The sequence below is a fragment of the Cryobacterium sp. Sr8 genome (genome assembly GCF_004403225.1).
Classification (GTDB): Bacteria; Actinomycetota; Actinomycetes; order Actinomycetales; family Microbacteriaceae; genus Cryobacterium; species Cryobacterium psychrotolerans.
The window spans coordinates 18,731-38,218 of sequence record NZ_SOHO01000029.1; the positions used below are offsets into that span (position 1 = coordinate 18,731).

20 protein-coding genes are annotated in these 19,488 nt (G+C 68.7%); 10 read left to right on the forward strand and 10 right to left on the reverse strand.

Annotation, left to right across the window (positions count from 1 at the left end):
- Positions 1 to 27 precede the first annotated feature (27 nt).
- Positions 28 to 201, reverse strand: coding sequence for a CsbD family protein (locus E3T54_RS04665; protein WP_092321765.1), 174 nt, complete (start codon positions 199 to 201; stop codon positions 28 to 30).
- Between the two features lie 126 nt (positions 202 to 327).
- Positions 328 to 819: a hypothetical protein gene (locus tag E3T54_RS04670; protein WP_134474767.1), complete on the reverse strand. Its 492-nt coding sequence runs from the start codon at positions 817 to 819 to the stop codon at positions 328 to 330.
- Between the two features lie 162 nt (positions 820 to 981).
- Between E3T54_RS04670 and E3T54_RS04675 the strand changes: the two genes are divergently transcribed.
- Positions 982 to 1,695, forward strand: a complete 714-nt coding sequence (locus tag E3T54_RS04675; protein WP_134474768.1) for a M50 family metallopeptidase — start codon at positions 982 to 984, stop codon at positions 1,693 to 1,695.
- A gap of 26 nt (positions 1,696 to 1,721) precedes the next feature.
- Here E3T54_RS04675 and E3T54_RS04680 read toward each other — a convergent pair whose 3' ends face one another.
- Positions 1,722 to 2,279, reverse strand: a complete 558-nt coding sequence (locus E3T54_RS04680) for a hypothetical protein (protein ID WP_134474769.1) — start codon at positions 2,277 to 2,279, stop codon at positions 1,722 to 1,724.
- Between the two features lie 194 nt (positions 2,280 to 2,473).
- Here E3T54_RS04680 and E3T54_RS04685 point away from each other — a divergent pair, with 194 nt between their 5' ends.
- The 7 genes from E3T54_RS04685 to E3T54_RS04715 all read left to right on the forward strand — a co-directional run bounded on the left by E3T54_RS04685 (position 2,474) and on the right by E3T54_RS04715 (position 9,651).
- Positions 2,474 to 3,472, forward strand: coding sequence for a zinc-dependent alcohol dehydrogenase family protein (locus E3T54_RS04685; RefSeq protein WP_134474770.1), 999 nt, complete (start codon positions 2,474 to 2,476; stop codon positions 3,470 to 3,472).
- 70 nt (positions 3,473 to 3,542) lie between these two features.
- A complete protein-coding gene (locus E3T54_RS04690; RefSeq protein WP_134474771.1) occupies positions 3,543 to 4,430 on the forward strand; it encodes an amino acid-binding protein in 888 nt (295 codons plus the stop codon).
- A gap of 90 nt (positions 4,431 to 4,520) precedes the next feature.
- Entirely contained in the window at positions 4,521 to 5,300 is a 780-nt protein-coding gene (locus E3T54_RS04695; RefSeq protein WP_134474772.1) for a phosphatase PAP2 family protein, read from the forward strand.
- Positions 5,301 to 5,337: 37 nt separating this feature from the next.
- Positions 5,338 to 6,393 carry a metallophosphoesterase gene (locus E3T54_RS04700; protein WP_134474773.1) on the forward strand — a complete coding sequence of 352 codons (1,056 nt, stop codon included), beginning with the start codon at positions 5,338 to 5,340 and terminating at the stop codon, positions 6,391 to 6,393.
- A gap of 15 nt (positions 6,394 to 6,408) precedes the next feature.
- On the forward strand, positions 6,409 to 7,065 hold the full coding sequence (locus tag E3T54_RS04705; protein WP_134474774.1) for a phosphoribosyltransferase: 657 nt from the start codon (positions 6,409 to 6,411) through the stop codon (positions 7,063 to 7,065).
- Between the two features lie 50 nt (positions 7,066 to 7,115).
- Complete coding sequence (locus E3T54_RS04710) at positions 7,116 to 8,813, forward strand: bifunctional 3'-5' exonuclease/DNA polymerase (protein ID WP_134474775.1); 1,698 nt, start codon at positions 7,116 to 7,118, stop codon at positions 8,811 to 8,813.
- Position 8,814: 1 nt separating this feature from the next.
- Entirely contained in the window at positions 8,815 to 9,651 is an 837-nt protein-coding gene (locus tag E3T54_RS04715; RefSeq protein WP_134474776.1) for a DUF1684 domain-containing protein, read from the forward strand.
- Here the strand turns inward: E3T54_RS04715 and E3T54_RS04720 are convergent.
- Complete coding sequence (locus E3T54_RS04720; protein ID WP_166804825.1) at positions 9,586 to 10,233, reverse strand: PadR family transcriptional regulator; 648 nt, start codon at positions 10,231 to 10,233, stop codon at positions 9,586 to 9,588. The two genes, E3T54_RS04715 and E3T54_RS04720, sit on opposite strands and share 66 nt — an antisense overlap.
- 226 nt (positions 10,234 to 10,459) lie before the next feature.
- On the opposite strand from E3T54_RS04720, the gene E3T54_RS04725 reads away from it, so the two are divergent.
- Positions 10,460 to 10,981, forward strand: coding sequence for a DUF3145 domain-containing protein (locus E3T54_RS04725; protein ID WP_134474778.1), 522 nt, complete (start codon positions 10,460 to 10,462; stop codon positions 10,979 to 10,981).
- A gap of 171 nt (positions 10,982 to 11,152) precedes the next feature.
- Here E3T54_RS04725 and E3T54_RS04730 read toward each other — a convergent pair whose 3' ends face one another.
- The 6 genes from E3T54_RS04730 to aceE all read right to left on the reverse strand — a co-directional run bounded on the left by E3T54_RS04730 (position 11,153) and on the right by aceE (position 18,793).
- The gene (locus tag E3T54_RS04730; RefSeq protein ID WP_134474779.1) at positions 11,153 to 12,388 is read right to left on the reverse strand and encodes a beta-ketoacyl synthase; all 1,236 of its coding nucleotides are present in this window, start codon (positions 12,386 to 12,388) and stop codon (positions 11,153 to 11,155) included.
- 96 nt (positions 12,389 to 12,484) lie between these two features.
- Positions 12,485 to 12,733 carry an acyl carrier protein gene (locus E3T54_RS04735; protein ID WP_092321784.1) on the reverse strand — a complete coding sequence of 83 codons (249 nt, stop codon included), beginning with the start codon at positions 12,731 to 12,733 and terminating at the stop codon, positions 12,485 to 12,487.
- Positions 12,734 to 12,794: 61 nt separating this feature from the next.
- Positions 12,795 to 13,799, reverse strand: coding sequence for a beta-ketoacyl-ACP synthase III (locus E3T54_RS04740; protein WP_092321785.1), 1,005 nt, complete (start codon positions 13,797 to 13,799; stop codon positions 12,795 to 12,797).
- A gap of 34 nt (positions 13,800 to 13,833) precedes the next feature.
- The gene (locus E3T54_RS04745; protein ID WP_134474780.1) at positions 13,834 to 14,754 is read right to left on the reverse strand and encodes an ACP S-malonyltransferase; all 921 of its coding nucleotides are present in this window, start codon (positions 14,752 to 14,754) and stop codon (positions 13,834 to 13,836) included.
- A 99-nt stretch (positions 14,755 to 14,853) separates the two neighbouring features.
- Entirely contained in the window at positions 14,854 to 16,017 is a 1,164-nt protein-coding gene (locus E3T54_RS04750) for a CdaR family transcriptional regulator (RefSeq protein WP_241977065.1), read from the reverse strand.
- 49 nt (positions 16,018 to 16,066) lie between these two features.
- Positions 16,067 to 18,793 carry a pyruvate dehydrogenase (acetyl-transferring), homodimeric type gene (gene aceE, locus E3T54_RS04755; protein WP_134474782.1) on the reverse strand — a complete coding sequence of 909 codons (2,727 nt, stop codon included), beginning with the start codon at positions 18,791 to 18,793 and terminating at the stop codon, positions 16,067 to 16,069.
- Positions 18,794 to 19,008: 215 nt separating this feature from the next.
- Here aceE and E3T54_RS04760 point away from each other — a divergent pair, with 215 nt between their 5' ends.
- Positions 19,009 to 19,476 carry a peroxiredoxin gene (locus E3T54_RS04760; protein WP_092321791.1) on the forward strand — a complete coding sequence of 156 codons (468 nt, stop codon included), beginning with the start codon at positions 19,009 to 19,011 and terminating at the stop codon, positions 19,474 to 19,476.
- Positions 19,477 to 19,488: the final 12 nt, after the last annotated feature.

Here is a 19,488-nt window from a genome sequence, read left to right on the forward strand (position 1 = left end):
TCCGCTTCGAACGCTCCGATCGCCCGGCTACTTCTTGAAGGCGTCCTTGATGTTCTCGCCCGCCTGCTTCAGGTTGGCTTCGGTCTGGTCGGTCTTGCCCTCGGCCTCCAGCGATTCGTTGCCGGTCGCGTTTCCGACCGCCTCCTTAGCCTTGCCGGCTGCTTCTTTGGCCGCGTTCTCGATCTTGTCAGCGCCGCTCATAATCGGCCCCCTTCTCTAAGTTTGTTGACTAGCAGAACGGCCACGATATGCCATCCTCTCTCGTGGCGAAAGGGGGGATCGGGACAATTCCCGGGTTCGACCGCGCTTCGCGCAGCCGTCAGGGGGTCAGCCGGCGTCCTTCGACGCGGCCCCTTCGTCTCCCGCCTGTGCGTCCGACGGGACGTGCTTGCGGAACCGGGCGCTGTCGGCCGCCGGGCCGGTCGTGCCGGAGCCCGAAGTGCCGGTGCCCGAAGTGCCCGTGCCTGAAGCGCCCATGCCCGTTTCCGTGGGCTCGGCGTAGGCCAGTTGGTAGTGGTCGTAGAGTTCCTGCTCCTCAGTGGCGCTGAGGGGCTCGTCGTTGTCCACATCGACTTGCGGTGCGTCCTTGACGAGCGCCTTGTCGTAGGGGACATGCAGGTCCGTGCCGTCCCAGTCGGCGTCATCGAGTGGCACGAAGGATTCGAACAGTCCGAACAGGCCCGTGCGCACGCTGACCCAGCTCGGGCGGCCGTTGATCTGGTCCTCGAACACCTGGCCGACGGTGCCGATCTTGTCGCCATCCGGGCCCAGCACATGGGCGCCCATGAGGGCGTTGATGTTCTCCGCGGTGATCTTCATGGAGTCCTGCTTTCGCTCAAGGAGCCTCGGCTCCTGCGGAGTCCCGCTCAGGGTATGAGTGAAACAAAGTGGGAGTCTAGCCAGATGTCGACCCAGATGTCGACGCGGCCTCCATACCCGCCGGGACGGCGTGCACGCTCAGCCCGCAGCTAGGCTGTGACCATGGATGTGCTGCTCGGGTTCTGGGAGCAGATCACGACCCGCAACGCGCCGCTCCCGCTCCAGGCCGCCTGGCTGACCGTCGCTGCGGCTGCGGTCCTCGTGCTCGTTCCCGCCTTCTGGCGGCAAAGCCGGCACGTGATCACCCTGGTGCACGAGGGCGGGCACGCCGTCGCCGCGACGCTGAGCGGCCGGCGGCTGGGCGGCATCCGCCTGCACTCGGACACCTCCGGACTCACCGTCAGCCACGGCCGGCCCGGCGGGCCCGGGATGGTCTTCACCCTCCTGGCCGGGTACCTCGCCCCGTCGTTCCTCGGGCTCGGCGCCGCCCGGATGCTCAGCCTCGGTTACGACGTCGCCCTGCTCTGGCTCATGCTCGCCGCGCTGGCGCTCATGCTGGTGCAGATTCGGAACTGGTTCGGCCTGTGGTCGGTCGCCGCGAGCGGAGCCGTGGTCCTCGGCGTTTCGTGGTTCGGCTCTGCCGGCGTGCAGGGTGTTTTCGCGCTCCTGGTGACGGCGGTTCTGCTCCTCGGCGCGGTGCGTGCGGTACTGGAGCTACACCGGACCCGTTCGCATTCCCGCCAGGCGGCGCGGTCGTCGGACGCCGATCAGTTAGCGCGCCTCACCCATCTGCCGGGCATCGTCTGGGTGGTGGTGTTCCTGGTCATCGGTGTCGCGTGCGCCTGGCTCGGCGCGGGGTTCCTCGGCCTGGTCTGACCGGCGGACGCCTGCGGCGAGCCGCGTCACCAGCAGTAGGGCCGCGGAATCGCGTCCGCGTCGACGTAGTGCACGTCCGCCTCGGGGTCGAGCGGGCCATCTGATTGGGAATCCCGGCAGGACGCTTCCCAGACCTCCTGTCCCGTGAGGGCGAGAATCTCGCCGTTGACGACCAGCCAGCCGCGCACGGCCGTGTACGGGATGCCGCCCTCCGGTGATGGGCAGTTCGACCCCGTCTCGACCGTGCGAAGCACGAGGCTGAAGGTGTCTTCTGAGGTGATGCTGCTCGTGACGTACTCCAACAGCTCCGAGTGCTCCACGGCCGGCGTCGTCTCCCCGGTCGGGTCGGTGCGGAAACTGACATGCCCCACGCCCTCGGCAGCGACCGTGAGCTCATGGCTGCCGCTGCCGTGGCGATTTCCGACCAGCGCAGCGACGAGACGCTCCTGCTTGTCCTGGTGCGCCGTGGTCCGATCGCAACCCGAACACACCACGACATAGCGGGGGAGTACGACCCCGTCGAAGCGAGCCCGGTTCGGGGTGAGCGAAGCTTCCGCGTGACAGTGGGGGCACAGGATTCTCATGAATTACAGCCCCTTCATTCGGTCGCGTCCGGCAGACGTCAATGCCTGGGGATCGTCGACCGGGTGTGTCGCTGGCGTCACGCTAGCAGCCGGCGCCGGGCTACCGCAGTCGGCCGGATGGGGGACACGGCGTAGCCCGGAACCCCGGAGCTGGCGATACTGGAGTCACAAGCGGGAGGCCAACGGTGGAGAGCATGAGGGCGTGGACGACGGATCTCGAGCATCATCGCGTCGAGCCCGGCCGGAAGCCGGTGCCAACGCCGGCCGCCGACGAGGTCCTCGTGAAGGTGCTGGCCTGCGGAGTATGCCGCACGGACCTGCACGTGGTGGACGGAGAGCTCACGCCCCATCACCCCGCCGTGACGCCCGGTCACCAGGTCGTCGGCAGCGTTGTGCGCCTGGGCGGGGACGTGCGTCAGCTGCGGGTGGGCGACCTGGTCGGCATCGCCTGGCTCCGTCGCACCTGCGGGGCGTGCCAATGGTGTCAGGCCGGGCGAGAGAACCTCTGCCCCCGATCGCAGTACACGGGGTGGGATGCGGACGGCGGTTTCGCCGAGTACGCGACCGTGCCGGAAGGCTTCGCCTATCTTCTGGCCGAGGGAAGCGATCCGGTCGAAACGGCGCCCCTGCTCTGCGCGGGGATCATCGGCTACCGGGCGCTGACCCGTGCCGCCTTGCCGCCCGGCGGCCGGCTGGGCCTCTACGGATTCGGGTCGAGCGCGCACATCACCGCCCAGCTCGCCCTGGCGTCCGGAGCGGAAGTGTTCGCGATGACGCGAGGGGAGCAGAGCCAGGCGCTGGCGCGAACCCTGGGCGCGTCTTTCGTCGGCGAAGCGGATGCCGTGCCCCCGGAGCCGCTGGATTCCGCCATCATCTTCGCCCCGGCCGGAACGCTCGTGCCGCCGGCCCTGCGGGCGACGGCACGAGGCGGCACGGTCGTGCTCGCCGGCATCCACGTCTCCCGAATCCCCGCCCTGGACTACGACTCCACCCTGTTCTACGAGCGCGACCTCCGCAGCGTGACCGCGAACACGCGGACCGACGGCAGGGACTTCCTCAAAATCGCCCACCACCTGGGAATCACTCCTTCGGTGACCGCGTACCCCTTCGACCAGGTCGATAGCGCGCTCGACGACCTCAGGGCGGGATCGGCGTCCGGGTCGCTCGTCATTGACATGACCCTGCCCGGCTGACGTCCCCGAATTCGCACGTCTGTGACAGCTCCGCAACGTTCCCGTAACCGGAGCTGCCCAGAATGGACCCATGACGCGGGGGAACGCACGAAAACCGGGCACTGGAAAACCGAACCCAGCAGACTTGACCTGCGACGGCTGCGGTCAGTTGCCCGAGGCCTCCAAAGGGCGGCTGACCGTGGTCAACGTGGTGACCATCCTGCCCATCGAACTCCTCGTGCACGCACTCGTCGTGCAGACCGGGTTGTCGTACCTCGCGAAGGTCCTCGTGCTGGCCTTCACTGCGACGGCCCTCGTGATCTGGGTCGCCGAACCCTCCGCCAGGCGGTTCCTGTGGAGCTGGCTGCACGCGCCCGCCCTGCGCCGGCGGCGGAAACTCGAGACCTCACCGGCGCTCTGGCGCGTGCGCACGGTGCTTGCCGACGAGCCGGGCGCCCTGCAGCGCCTCAACCGGGCCCTGGCCGGTTTTGAGGCGAACATCCTGAGCATTCATGTGCACCCGGTCGCCGGCGGCGTGCTCGACGAGCTCGTGCTCAGCGCTCCGGGCGACCTGGCCGAGGAGGAGTTGTCGGCTGCGGTGGAATTGAGCGGCGGTCGCCAAACCCGGCTCTGGCCCACCACCCCCGTTGCGCTGACCGACGGTCAGACCCGGGCGCTGGCCCTCGCCGCTCGCGTTGCCGGCAACCCGGGCGAACTCCCGCAGGCCATTGCCGAGCTCCTCGCGGCCGAACTGGTCACCGACGTCCCCGGCAAGCCGGTGGCACGAGACCTGGGTTCGGAGTCCACCCTCCTCAAAGTCCCGACCACCTGGCACGCGCCGCTCTACTTCTCCCGCCCCGGGGAGCCGTTCACGCCGGCCGAATCGGGTCGCGCGCATCGCCTGGCCGAACTCGCCGAAGTGGTCGAGCTCACCGAGTTGGCGCGTTCGGGATCCGCCGGAGACCGCGAGGCCGGATGAGCGACGTTCTACTCGGAGAACGCCGTTCTACGCACTGCCGGCGAACGGGGACATTTCAGCGAGCGTCCCTCCATCGTCTAGCCTGAATGCATGAGCCAGAGCCCCCGCGCGCAACAGCGCCAACGGCCCCGATGGGTGCAGGACTACCTGTCCGAAGAGTTCCCGCCGGTGCAGCCCGCCCGAACCGGTTGGTTCATCGCCGCAGCCCTGCTCGTCGCCTTCGGGACCACGGCCTTCTTCCTGGTCTTGAACGGTGTCCTCGAGCAGCGAGGACTCGCCCTCCTCGATGAGCCGGTGCGGGCGTGGATGGTCGAGCACCGCACGGAGGGCTGGACCGCCGCGATGATCCTCATCGCCGAGATTTCCGGCCCGATCGGGATGCCGATTGTCGTGGCGGTATTCATCGTGCTGTGGATCTGGCGTTCCAAGCACGCATGGCGGGTGCTCGTCCTTTCGGTGGCGATGCTCACCGGCATGTCCCTCGCGCTGCTGATTGCGCGCCTAGTCGGCCGGGAGCGGCCCCCGGAAGAGTTCATGCTCATCGGCGTCGACCCCTCCTTCTCGTTCCCCTCCGGCCACGTGCTCGGGGTGGCCGATTTTCTCATCGTGGGCGGCTACCTGGTGCTCTCCCGGGGGAGAGGCTGGGTCGCTTCCCTGCTCCTGGTCCTCGCCGCAATCGTCGGTGTCGGCCTGGTCGCGCTCACCCGCGTCTACCTCGGCTACCACTGGGTGACGGATATCGCCGCCTCCCTGTCGCTCTCCCTCTGTGTCCTCGGATTGGCGATCGCCCTCGACACCTGGCGTCCGCTGCGGCATCCGCCGGAGGCATCCATCGCCGACTCATTGTCTTCCGGGGCGAACAGGGTTTAACTTCCTCACATACGGCCGACACGCGAGGAGTGGGCATATGCGAGGGACAAGGTTGAGGGTCGCGACGTCTTGTGCGGCCGGAATAGCGGTCGCGGGCATCGTGCTGGCCGGATGCGCGGCGTCGGCCCCGGCGCCGGTGCCGCAGACGTCCGTCCGGGCGGACGGAGCGACCTCCGTGCGGTTCACGGCCTCCGGCGACATCGCCGAGCGCACCCAGTCCGCGGCCGTGCTCGACCAGGTAGCGAGCATCAGACCCGACCTGCACCTGGCCCTCGGCGACCTCTCCTACGGCAAGCCAGGGAGCGAGGCGGCCTGGTGCGATTTCGTGACCTCCCGGGTCGGGGAGGGTGTGCCGTTTGAGCTCATCGCGGGCAACCATGAGAGCGACGGGAGGAACGGCAATATCGACGCCTTCTCCGACTGCCTGCCCAACCAACTCCCGGGACTGGTCGGGACCTACGGGCGCGCGTACTTCGTGGATGTGCCCCGGGTGAACCCGCTCGTGCGGTTCATCATGATCTCGCCGGGGTTGAAGTACCCGGATGGGCGGTGGTCGTATTCCGAGGGCAGCGCGCACTACCGGTGGACCGAGAGGGCCATCGATGGCGCCCGCAGCGCCGGCATCCCCTGGGTGGTGACCGGCATGCACAAGCCCTGCCTGTCGGTCGGCAGGTACCCCTGCGATCCCGGGGCCGACCTGCTCAACCTGCTCGTGGCCAAGCGCGTGGATCTCGTGCTGAGCGGTCACGAACACCTGTACGCGCGATCGAAGCAGCTCGCGCTCGGCGACTCCTGCCCGGATATCGCGACCGAAAGCTACTCCTCCGCCTGCGTCTCGGATAGCGACAGCGACCTCACCCAGGGCGCCGGGACGGTCCTGGCCATCGTCGGGACGGGCGGTGTGGCCCTGCGCGACGTCAACCCGAGCGACCCGGAGGCCGGATACTTCGCGGCGTGGTCCGGGCTGAACCTCGACCCCAGCCACGGCAATCTGGATGTGCGGGTGACGGCGGACACGCTGACGGCGGGATTCGTAGCCGTCGCCGGCGGCACCTTCACAGACTCGTTCACCATCGACGCACGCGTACCGTAGGCGAAAGGACGCATCATGTTCAGGGACCGCACCGACGCCGGCAGGCAACTGGCGGAGAAGCTGGCCGAGCAGTTGGAGACGCTCGACCTGCGCGATCCGGTCGTCTACGCCCTTCCCCGCGGGGGAGTACCGGTCGCCTTGGAGGTCGCCAGGCGGCTCCAGGCACCGCTCGACCTCATCCTCGTGCGCAAGATCGGGGCTCCGGGGTGGCCGGAGGTGGCCATGGGCGCGGTCGTGAACGGGGAGGATCCGCAGACCATCATCAACGAAGACGTGTACGCGGCCACCGGCAGCGACGCGGCGGGCCTGGCGCGTGCGCGCCAGGCCGAGCTCGAGGAGATCGATCGGCGACGCAAGCGCTACCTGGGCGATCGGCCGCAGGTGAGCCCGGCCGGCCGGGTCGCGGTCATCGTCGATGACGGGATCGCGACCGGGGCCACGGCCAAGGTGGCGCTGGCTGCCGTGAAACGCCAGGGGGCGGCGACCACCGTGCTCGCGGTACCCGTCGCACCCGCGGACGCAATGGCCGAGATGAGGGGGCTGGCGGATGTCGTCGTCGTTCTCGACGTTCCCTCCGAATTCTGGGCGATCGGCCCGTTCTACACCGACTTCCACCAGCTGACCGACGACGAGACGATCGGCCTGCTCCGGACGGCGTGGTCGGGCGGCTGAATCGGCCGGGCGTCACGCCGGGCGTCGGTGGCACACGGCAGAATGGCACTGTGTACCTTCTGGCCAGCCGAACGGGCAACGGAGAGATCCTCGTCACCGCACTCGACGCTGCCGGCGCCCCCACCGCTCCAGCCGAGCGCCTCACCCAGCTCGATTTCCCCGCCTTCGTGGCGGCCAGGGAGCCCGCCGGGCCCCGCTGGGTGTGGGATGACACCTCGCGGTGGTCGCCCGCCCTGCTTGCGGCCGGGATCCGGGTGCGCCGCTGCCACGACCTGAGGCTGTGCCACGCGATCCTGCGGGGATCCGAGCTGACCCGGGCGAGCGAACTGGCGGGGCGAGCCCCCGGCCGGTGGGATCGCGCGGCGGCCCTGGAGGCGGCGGTGCCCCAGGGCGCGACGCTCTTCGACCTGGCCTCGGGCGACGATGAACCGGCCGACGACGACACGATGGCCGAGTTCCTGCGCCAGTTCCAGGCGGTCGCCTCCTGCCCGGAGCCCGGCCGCCTCCGGCTCCTGCTCGCCGCCGAGTCGGTCGGAGCGCTCATCGCGGCGGAAATGCACTTTGCCGGGTTGCCGTGGCGAACGGACATCCACGATCGGCTGTTGACGGCGGAACTCGGCCCCCGCGTGGCGCACGGCACCCGGCCCGAACGACTCGAGCAGCTGGCCGGGCGAATCCGCGACGAACTCGACGACCAGGTGTTCAACCTGGACTCACAGCAGGAGTTGCTCAAGGCTCTGCAGCGTTCCGGGCTGATGGCCACGTCGACGCGCGCCTGGGAGTTGAAGAAGCTCGAGCATCCGGTGATCGAGCCGCTGCTCGAGTACAAGAAGCTGGCCCGCCTGCTCAGCGCGAACGGCTGGTACTGGATGGACACCTGGATCGTGGACGGCCGGTTCCATCCCGAGTATGTCCCCGGCGCCGCCACCACCGGCAGGTGGGGCGCCAGCGGCGGGGGCCCCCTGCAGCTGCCCAGGCAGGTGCGCGGCGCCGTCGTTGCCGACGAGGGGTGGAAGCTGGTGGTGGCGGATGCCGCCCAGCTGGAACCGCGCATCCTCGCCGCGCTCTCCGCCGACACGGCCATGGCCGCGGCCGGGCGCGACACCGACCTGTATGCCGGCATCGTCGCCAGCGGCGTGGTCGAAACCCGCGACCAGGCCAAGGTCGCCATGCTCGGGGCGATGTACGGCGCGACCACGGGGGAGAGCGGGCGCCTGCTGCCCAGGCTCGCCCGGGCCTACCCGCGGGCGCTCGGCTTGACCGAGGCCGCTGCTCGCGCCGGCGAACGCGGCGACATCGTCACAACCCGGCTCGGGCGGTCCTCACCCCGGCCGGGGGAGAGTTGGCAGGCCACCCAGGCGCAGGCCTATGACCCGGCGGCGACGGACGGCGACGAACGCCGTGCGCGCAGCCAGGCCCGGGACTGGGGCCGGTTCACCCGCAACTTCGTGGTGCAGGGGAGCGCGGCGGAATGGGCGCTCTGCTGGATGGCCGAGGTGCGGAGGGAGCTGTGGTCGCTCCGCGGCACCGAGGCTCCGGACCGACCGGCGGCGTTCGCCGCCACGCCGCACCTGGTCTTCTTCCTGCACGACGAGGTCATCGTGCACACCCCGGTCGCCCTGGCGGGCGAGGTGGAGCAGATCATCACGAGGGCGGCTGCGACGGCCGGCCGCCTGCTCTTCGGCGACTTCCCCGTCGATTTCCTCCTCACCGCGGCCACGGTCGACAGCTACGCGGAGGCGAAGTAATGTGAGCGCCGCCGATGACGCCGGGGCCGGCGGCCTCGAGTCCTTCCGGGCGAAGCGACGGCGGTCGGTTGTGGCGCCCCAGGGAAACCTGGCCCTCGTGAACACCCAGTGGGTCACCGGCAACGCCGGAGAATCCCGGCGCGTCCGGGGCGTTCCGGGCCTCTGGTCGCCCCTGCCGAGCGGGCTCTCCGGGTTGCGCCTGACCGCGACGGCGGCCGACGGCATCCGGGTCGACGACGAGCTCGTCGACGGCAGCGTGATCGTCGCCGGGATGGATGCGCTCGCCCCGTCACACATCCGGTTCAGCACGGGCCGCACGGGCACCATCATCGCCGACGCGGCCGGCGGGTACGCCCTGCGCGTGTGGGACGCCCAATCCGACGGTATCCGCGCGTTCGGCTCCATCGACGCCTTCCCCTGGGACCCCGAGTGGGTCATCCGCGCCTCCTTCGTGCCGCTCGACGGTGACGCAGAGGTGAGCGTCGCCCATCTCCATGACCAGGGCGCGACCCGGCAGAAGAGGCTGCCCGGAGAGATCGTGGTCGGCCGGGACGGAGTGGAGTATCGCCTGGCCGCCTTCCCGGACGGGCCCTCCCTCCTGCTGGTCTTCGGCGACACGACCAACGGCGTGTACACGTACGGCATGGGGCGCTTCCTGCGCGTGGCGCCCGGCGACGACGGGAGCGTCATCCTCGATTTCAACCGGGCGTACCTGCCCCCGTGCGCCTTCAGCTACAACTTCAACTGCCCCATCCCGCCGGCCCGGAACCGGTTACCGTTCGCCATCGAGGCGGGAGAGCGGAACGTGCTGGCCAAGGGCGGCGAGCTCCTGCACTGACGAGTGCGGCACCTGGTGTGCCGGCACAGCCGCCGCGGGGCGCCGGCCCCGCCGTGGGCGTGCGTGGCTGAGCTCCCGGCGGAACGCGCCCGCCGATACGCCGGCCAGCGCCGCCTCGGCTTCGTCCAGCCAGGCCAGGGCTGCGGCGGCGAGGGCGGATGCCGCCGAGGCGGCCAGCCTGTCCTGTCCGGTCAGCGCAGCCCCGTTACGTGTGCGCTTCCAGCGACTTCGGTAGCCGGCGATGATGGCCGGCACATCGCTGTGCGGCAGCGAGGACGCCAGGAGCACCCGGTCCACGAGGTCGTTCCATTCCTCGCCGACGGGGCTGCTCGTGTCCGAGAGCCAGGTCAACGCCTCGGCGCGCCCGGCGTCGGTCAGCCGGTACAGGGGAAGTCCGTCGGGGGTGGTCCCGGCGGACTCCACGGCGCCCTGGCTGACCAGTCGGTCCAGGGTGCCGTAGATCTGGCCGACGTTCACGGTTCGCCTGCCCGCGGTCCGGGACTGCAACTCGCCGTGCAACTGAAACCCGTAGGCCGGGCCGATCGTGAGGATGACCAGCAGATTGCTTCGAACCGACACCATGCCTCCGTGAAAATTGCCCGATATTTCTATACCGAATATACAGAATCGACCGAGGTCGGACGGACTCGCGGAATAACAGTGTTGTGATTTCGTTGCAGGGTGAGGCATAATTCAGCTAGCGACTGCGATGTCGTTCAATTTCATAGCTAGGCCGTACTCACTGCATTCGAGTTCGCCGTTCAGAGGTCGTTGGGGAAGACGCACCTCAGAGGAACGGAGAAAAACGATGGCGGCAACACAGGCACGGCAGGCAGCAACTGCACGGGGAGTGCTTTATGTGCACTCCTCTCCTCGTGCACTCTGCCCCCACGTCGAGTGGGCGGCAGGGCGCGCCCTGGGCGAGGCGGTCAATTTCGACTGGACCGACCAGCCCGTGCAGAAGGGTTCGCAGCGCGCCGAGTATTACTGGGAGGGCGACCGGGGAACCGGCGCGGCCCTCGCATCAGCCCTGCGCGGATGGGAACACCTGCGCTACGAGGTGACGGAAGATGCCGGCCTCGGCACCGACGGCGGACGCTGGCTGCACACGCCGGACCTCGGTATCTTCTATGCGCAGACCGACACCGCCGGCAACATCGTCGTGCCGGAGGACCGAGTGCGGTACGCCATTGAGGTGGCCGGCGCCAACGCGATCGAACTCCACCGGGAGCTCCGGCTCGCACTCGGCCAGGCGTGGGATGACGAGCTCGAACCGTTCCGCCACGCGAGCGATTTCAATTCCGTCGTCTGGCTGCACAAGGTCGGCTGACCCAGGAACCTGCGATTCGCAGGATCGTGGCGCCAGGCGCGCAGGTCGGAGAGCACTCCCGGCGGCACGTAAACGAAACGACGCGAATCGCACTCAAGAAGAAGACCCCGACCGGAAGCCGGTCGGGGTCTTTCTGGGGGATCGCGCGGTCGAGTTTGCCGCGATCCGCGGCTACACGCTGCGGAAAGCGACGACGGCGTTGTGGCCGCCGAATCCGAACGAGTTGCTGATCGCGAGCAGGTCGCCGGACGGGAGGGCGCGCGGCGACGTGACCACGTCGAGCGGAATGCTCGGGTCCTGGTCGGTCAGGTTGATCGTCGGGGGTGCCACGCGGTCCGAGAGCGCCAGCACGGTGAACAGCGCCTCGATGGCGCCGGCGCCGCCGAGCAGGTGACCGGTGGACGCCTTGGTTGCCGAAACGGGAATGCCGTCGAGCAGGTCCCCGAAGACGCGGCGCAGGGCGTTGTACTCGGCGATGTCGCCGACGGGCGTGCTCGTGGCGTGAGCGTTGATGTGCGAGACGTCGCCCAGCTCCGCGCCGGCGTTGCGGATCGCGGTGATCATGGCCCGGGCGGCGGCGGATCCCTCGGGGTCCGGAGCGGTGATGTGGTACGCGTCGCTGGTCACGGCGCCGCCGAGGAGCTCGGCGTAGATGCGGGCGCCGCGGGCCCTGGCGTGCTCCTCGGTCTCGACGACGAGGGCGGCAGCGCCCTCACCGAGCACGAAACCATCGCGGTTGATGTCGTAGGGGCGGGACGCCCTGGCCGGGTCGTCGTTGCGCTTGGAGAGCGCTTGCATCGACGCGAAGGCCGCGATCGGGAGCGGGTGGATCGCCGCCTCGGAGCCTCCGGCGATGATGATGTCGGCGTGCCCTGCCTGCAGGCGGTCGTAGGCGTTGACGAGGGCCTCGGTGCTGGACGCGCAGGCGGAAACGACGGTCCGGATGCCGGCGCGGGCATGCAGGTCCATGCCGATTGCCGCTCCGGGGCCGTTGGGCATCAGCATCGGCACGGTCATCGGCAGAACCCGGCGCGGACCGCGCTCGCGCAGCGTGTCCCAAGCGTCGAGCAGGGTCCAGACACCGCCGATACCGGTGGACCAGTCGACGGCCAGGCGGTCGGGGTCGACCTCGGGGGAGCCGGCATCCGCCCAGGCCTCACGGCCGGCGATCAGCGCGAACTGGCTGGACGGGTCGAGGCGCTTCGTTTCGTGCCGGGCGAGGATCTCACTCGGGGAGACTCTGGCCTGCGCGGCGAACGTCACCGGAAGCTGAGTTTCGGCGACCCAGTCGTAGTCGAGCGGGCGGGCGCCGGATTCACCGGCCAGCAGTGCCGACCAGCTTTCGGAGGCGGTCCCGCCGAGAGGCGAGGTCGCGCCGATGCCGGTGATAACGATCTTCTTGGTCATAACATAACTCCCCGTGAGGCATGGAAACGCGAGACGAAAGTCCCGCACGAACAGGCCGGTCGGCAGATGCCGGCCGGCCTGTTCATCGGCCGGGTCTTAGCCCTGGGCCTTGGTGATGAACGTGACGGCGTCGCCGACGGTCTTGAGGTTCTTGACCTCTTCGTCGGGGATCTTGACGTCGAACTTCTCTTCTGCGTTGACGACGATGGTCATCATGGAGATGGAGTCGATGTCCAGGTCGTCGGTGAACGACTTGTCCAGCTCGACCGTGTCGGCTGCGATGCCCGTCTCGTCGTTGATGAGTTCGGCCAGGCCGGCAAGAACTTCTTCGGTGGACAATGCCATGTTGTTTTCTCCTTGGGGGTGTCTCGTTAGACCGAGACTCAGTTTAGATGGACGTGGGGGACTAAGGCAGCACAACGACCTGCGCGCCGTAGACCAGTCCGGCGCCGAAGCCGATCTGGAGCGCGAGGCCGCCGCTGAGCTCGGGGTGTTCTTCGAGCAGGCGGTGGGTGGCCAGCGGGATGGACGCGGCCGACGTGTTGCCGGTCGTCGCGATGTCGCGGGCGATCACGACGGATGCCGGAAGCTTCAGCTGCTTCGCGAACTCGTCGATGATGCGCATGTTGGCCTGGTGCGGGATGAAAGCGGCGAGCTGGTCTGCCGTGATACCGGCAGCCTCGAGCGCCTTCTTGGCCACCTTGGCCATGTCCCACACCGCCCAGCGGAAGACCGTCTGGCCCTCCTGGCGCAGGGTCGGCCAGGGCGCCTCGCCCCGCCGGTATTCCTGCAGCGTGTGGTTCATGCCCACGGCGTCCGCCTTCGACCCGTCGGAACCCCACACAGTGGGGGAGATCCCGGGGAACTCGCTCGGGCCGATCACCACGGCGCCGGCGCCGTCGCCGAGAAGGAAGGAAATGCTGCGGTCGGTGGGGTCGACCACGTCGGACAGCTTCTCCGCGCCGATCACGAGTGCGTAGTGGGCGGCGCCGGCGCGGATGAGCGCGTCAGCCTGGGCGATGGCATACGAGTAGCCGGCGCAGGCCGCGTTGACGTCATAGGCGGCGGCGGGCGTCGTGCCGACGCGGTCGGCAACGACCGCGGCCATGGATGGCGTCTGCTGGGTGTTGCTGATCGTGGCGACGATGACGGCGTCGATGAGGGTGGGGTCGATCCCGCTGCGCTCGATGGCCTCGCGGGCGGCATCCGTGGCGAGGTCGACGGCGAGCAGGTCCTGGCTGGCCCGGGTGCGCGTGATGATCCCGGTGCGCTGCTGGATCCACTCGTCGGAGGAATCGATCGGCCCGACCAGGTCGTCGTTGGGAACGACGAGGTCGCCGCGGGCGGCTCCCACCGACAGGATGCGGGTGTACTGCGGGCCGTGCGACTGCTGAAGTGTTGGCTGGGTCATGCGACTTCCTCGCTTGTGTTTCTTTGGTTCCGGCTCAGGACTGCTGCTCGAGCAGCGCCCACGCGGCCGGAAGATCGCCCGGCGTTTTGATGGCGACGCTGGGAACGCCCTTGAGTGCCCGCTTAGCGAGCCCGACGAGGGCTCCGGCCGGCGCAACTTCGATGATTCCGGTCACGCCGGCATCTGCGAACGATTGCATGCACAGGTCCCACCGTACCGGCGAGGAGACCTGGCCGACGAGTAGCTCGAGGAAACGGGCGCCGTCGGAAACTCGGCTTCCGTCGTGATTGGTCCAGATCGGCAGGGCGGGGTCGTGGGGCGAAAACCCGGCCGCGACGGACGCGAGATGCTCGGCGGCGGGCCGCATATACCGGGTGTGGAATGCGCCGGCGACCTGAAGCGGAATGACCCGGGCCCGGCTGGGCGGGGTCTCGGCGAGTGCGCCCAGCGCGGGCAGCGCGCCGGCCACGACGATCTGGCCGCCGCCGTTGAAGTTGGCTGGTTCGAGGTCCAGTTCGGCGAGCCTCGCGAGGAGTTCGCCCTCGTCGGCGCCGATGACGGCGCTCATTCCGGTGGGTTCGAGCGCTGCCGCCCGTGCCATCGCGGCGCCGCGCTCGCGCACGAATCGCATCGCGTCGACGGCGTCCAGGATGCCGGCGCCCGCGGCAGCGGTGATCTCGCCGACGGAGTGGCCGGCTATGCCGGCGACGGCGGTGTGGCGTCCGTCGGCCAGAAGGGCCCGGAGGGTGAGGAGTCCGGCCGCAACGATGAGGGGCTGGGCGATCGCGGTGTCGCGGATCGTGTCGGCGTCACTGTGGGTCCCGTGCGCCGTGAGGTCGATGCCGACCTGGTCCGACATGTCCGCCAGTCCGGCGGCGAAGTCGGGGCGTTCGAGCCACGGGGTGAGGAAACCTGGGGTTTGGGAGCCCTGTCCTGGGCAAACGACGACAATCACGTGACTAGTCTCCCAACCCGGGCCGAGGTCCGTGTGTCGAGGGTGCACCAAGTATTCGGCGATCGTTTGTCGTTTTCGGCATATTCGCCGTCGGCCGGGTCAGCGGCGACGGGCAGAACCGTCGTGGTCGCTGATCGAACCGATGATGAGTGCCGCCTGCAGGATGAGGGCTTCCCGGGCTCCGGTGGCGTCGTAGCCGATGACCTCCGACACCCGCTTGAGCCGATAGCGCACCGTGTTGGGGTGCACGAACAGCTCACGCGCCGTCGCTTCGAGCGATCGGCCGTTGTCGAGGTAGCACCACAGCGTGGTGAGGAGCTCGGTGGAGTGCGCCTGCAACGGGCGGTAGATCCGGTGGATCAGCGTGGCGCGGGCGAGCGGGTCGCCGGCGAGGGCGCGCTCGGGGAGCAGGTCGTCGGCCTGGACCGGTCGTGGGGCGTTCCGCCACGAGCGGGCGACGGCGAAGCCGGCCAGAGCGGCCTTCGCACTCTTGGACGCGTCGACGAGGTTGGGCACCTCGTGGCCGAGCACCAGGTGGCCGGGGCCGAAGCTGGGCTCGAGCTGCAGGGCGATTTCCATGAAGCTGAGCGCGCCTGCGGTGCCGATCGCGTCGTCGGTGTCGACCGGGGTGGGATGGGCGCGGCCGATGACGAGCACGAGGCGGTTGCCCTGCACGCCGATCAGCACGTCAGCGGCCATGTGCCTGGCCGAGCGGCGCAGACGGTCGACGTCGAGCATCTTCGGAGTCGTTCCGACGAGCACACAGACCTCGCCGTGCCCGTGCCAGCCGAGCGCCGCGATGCGGCTGGGCAGTTCGTCGTCGTATTCGCCGCTGAGGATCGAGTCAACGACGAGGGCCTCGAGGCGGGCGTCCCAGAGCCCGCGGGCCTCGGCGGCGCGGGCGTAGACATCCGCCGCCCCGAACGCGATTTCCCGCGAGTAGAGCAGGATGGCCTCGCGCAGCAGTTCGCTGCCGTCTTTGACCCGTTCCTCGACGACTTCCACACTGACCCGGATCAGCTGCAGGGTCTGCTGCAGGCTGATCGAGCGCAGAAGCTCCCGCGGGGCGGCGCCGAAGACATCCGCCGCGATCCACGGGGTCGACGTGGGGTCGTCGAACCAGGAGATGAACGAGGTGATGCCGGCCTGCGCGACCAGCCCGACGGCGGACCGCCGCCCCGGCGGCATGTCGCCGTACCAGGGCAGCGTGTCCTCGAGCCGCTTGAGCGTGGCCGTGGACAACTCACCCGAGATTGTCCGCAGCCAGGCGAGCGTCTGTTCCTTCGTCTTGGGCGCCGGTGCCACGGGGAGCTTAGCTCTCGCCCCCGGCGGAGCCGGTGGTGCCCGCCGTGACGTCGTGCAGCTCATACTTCGCGATCGCCTGGCTGACCAGGCTCCGGTCGATCTCGCCACGCCTGGCGAGCTGCTGGAGCGTACGCACCACCATCGAGGGTCCATCGATCTTGAAGAAGCGGCGAGCGGCCGGACGCGTGTCCGAGAACCCGAAGTCGTCGGCGCCGAGCGTCGCGAAGTCACCGGGAACGAACTGGCGAATCTGGTCGGGAATCGCGTGCATGAAGTCGGTCACGGCGACGAACGGTCCGCTCGCACCCGCAAGCTTCTCGGTCACATACGCGGTGCGCGGCTCGGCATCCGGGTGGAGGAAGTTGTGGTCCTCGGCCGCCAGGCCGTCGCGGCGCAGCTCGGACCAGGAGGTGACCGACCAGACGTCGGCCGACACTCCCCAGTCGTCTGCGAGCATCTTCTGCGCCTCGAGGGCCCAGCCCACGGCGACACCGGAGGCCAGCAGCTGCGCCTTCGGCCCGGTCAGCGAGGACTCGTTGATGCGGTGGATGCCCCGAAGGATTCCGTCGACATCCACGTTATCGGGCTGCGGAGGCTGCACGTACGGCTCGTTGTAGACCGTGATGTAGTACATGACGTTCGGCGTCGCGTGCTTGCCGCCGTACATCCGCTCGAGCCCGGCGCGCATGATGTGGCCGATCTCGTAACCGTACGCGGGGTCGTAGGAGACGACGGCGGGGTTGGTCGAGGCCAGCAGCGGCGAGTGGCCGTCAGCATGCTGCAGGCCTTCACCGGTAAGCGTGGTGCGGCCGGCGGTGGCGCCGATCATGAAGCCGCGGGCCATCTGGTCGCCCGCTGCCCACATGGCGTCGCCGGTGCGCTGGAAACCGAACATGGAGTAGAACACGTAGATCGGAATCAGCGGTTCGCCCTGGGTGGCGTACGACGTGCCGACGTTGGTGAACGCAGCCATGGCGCCGGCCTCGTTGATGCCGACGTGCAGGATCTGACCCTGCGGGCTCTCCTTGTAGGCGAGCAGCTGGGCGTGGTCCACCGCGGTGTAATGCTGGCCGTTCGGGTTGTAGATCTTGGCGTTCGGGAAGAACGCGTCCATGCCGAACGTGCGGGCCTCGTCCGGGATGATCGGCACGATGCGGTGGCCGAAGTCCTTCGAGCGCAGGAGGTCCTTGAGCAGCCGCACGAACGCCATGGTGGTGGCGATCTCCTGGGTGCCGGAGCCCTTCTTCGAGATCGCGTAGGTGGCGTCTTCCGGCAGGGTGAGCTGGGTGTACTTGCTGCGACGCTCCGGCAGGTAGCCGCCGAGCGCGCGGCGGCGCTCGTGCAGGTACTGGATCGCCTCGTCCTGGTCTCCCGGGGTGTAGTACGGCGGCAGGTACGGGTTCTCCTCGAGCTGGGCATCCGTGATTGGCACGTGCATGCTGTCGCGGAAGGTCTTGAGGTTGTCGAGCGTCATCTTCTTCATCTGGTGGGTCGCATTGCGACCCTCGAAGCTCGGTCCGAGGCCGTAGCCCTTGATCGTCTTCGCCAGGATGACGGTGGGCTGTCCCTTGTGTTCGGATGCCGCCTTGAACGCCGCGTAGACCTTGCGGTAGTCGTGCCCGCCGCGCTTGAGGTTCCAGACCTCTTCGTCGCTGTAGTCCTCGATCAGCTTGAGCGCGCGCGGGTCGCGGCCGAAGAAGTTCTCCCGCACGTAGGCTCCACTTTCGGCCTTGTACGTCTGGTAGTCACCGTCGGGCGTGACGTTCATCAGGTTGAGCAGGGCGCCGTCGGTGTCGCGCCGGAGGAGCTCGTCCCATTCGCGGCCCCAGACGACCTTGATGACGTTCCAGCCGGCGCCGCGGAAGAAGCTCTCGAGCTCCTGGATGATCTTGCCGTTGCCGCGCACAGGGCCGTCGAGGCGCTGCAGGTTGCAGTTGACGACGAAGTTGAGGTTGTCGAGGCCGTCGTTGGCGGCAACCTGGAGCTGGCCGCGGCTTTCGACCTCGTCCATTTCGCCGTCGCCGAGGAATGCCCAGACCTGCTGGTCGCTCGCATCCTTGATCCCGCGGTTGGTCAGGTACCGGTTCAGCTGGGCCTGGTAGATCGCGTTGATCGGCCCGAGGCCCATCGACACGGTCGGGAACTGCCAGAACTCCGGCATCAGGCGCGGGTGCGGGTAAGACGAAATGCCGTTGGGAGCGTGCGATTTCTCCTGGCGGAACCCGTCGAGCTGGTCCGTGCTCAGACGGCCCTCGAGGAAGGCGCGCGCGTAGGTGCCTGGGGAGGCGTGGCCCTGGATGAAGATCTGGTCGCCGCCGCCCGGGTGGTCCTGGCCGCGGAAGAAGTGGTTGTAGCCGACCTCGTAGAGGGCGGCGGACGACGCGTAGGTCGCGATGTGGCCGCCGACGGCGATGCCGGGGCGCTGTGAGCGGTGCACCAGCACGGCCGCGTTCCACCGGATCCAGGCGCGGTAGCGGCGCTCGATGTCTTCGTCACCGGGGAACTCGGGTTCGTTCTCCGCCGCGATCGTGTTGATGTAGTCCGTGGTGGGCACCATCGGCACACCCAGGTGCAGTTCCTTGGAACGCTTGAGCAGGCTCAGCATGATCTCGCGGCCGCGTTCGTGGCCGTGGGCCGCTACGAGTGAGTCCAGCGATTCAGACCATTCGGCGGTCTCCTGGGGGTCTGCGTCGTGCTTAGCAACGGAGTAGGGATCCTGATCGTCGACAGTCACACTCGACCTCTCTCTATTCGGCAGGTCGTGCCATGTTTAGTGGTGCCGCAAGCGGGGGTGGGTCAATCACACCCCACGACACCACGCCAGCCTACTAATTTTAGTCGCCGTCCGCGCACGCCGGGGCTCGGTCGTCTTGGTGCGCCGATCCGGCGGGGCTATGCTTTGGGACCGTGTTCAGCCGCCTCCATCGCGGCACGGAAAGGAAACGCAGCATGGCACTGGAAAACGAGACCCTTGCACCCGATTTCGAGCTCGTCAACCAGTACGGCGAGCGCATCCAGCTCAGCCAGTACCGCGGTGACAAGTCGGTCGCGCTGGTGTTCTTCCCGCTGGCCTTCTCGGGAATCTGCAGCGGCGAGCTCTGCGAGCTGCGCGACAACCTGTCGCTCTTCGCCGACGCCGGGGTTGAGGTCATCGGCATCTCCGTCGATTCCCGGCACGCGCTGCGCGCGTGGGGGGAGCAGGAGGGCTACACCTTCAGCCTGGTCGCCGATTTCTGGCCGCACGGCGCCGTAGCCAAGGAATACGGGGTGTTCCTGGATGCCAGGGGGTTCTCGAACCGGGCGACCTTCCTGATCGACCCGCGCGGGATCATCCGAGCGAGTTTCATCACAGAGCCGGGGGAGCCCCGCTCCTTCAGCGCGTACCAGGCGGCGCTGGCCGAACTTCAGCCCGCCTGACCCCGTTGCCGC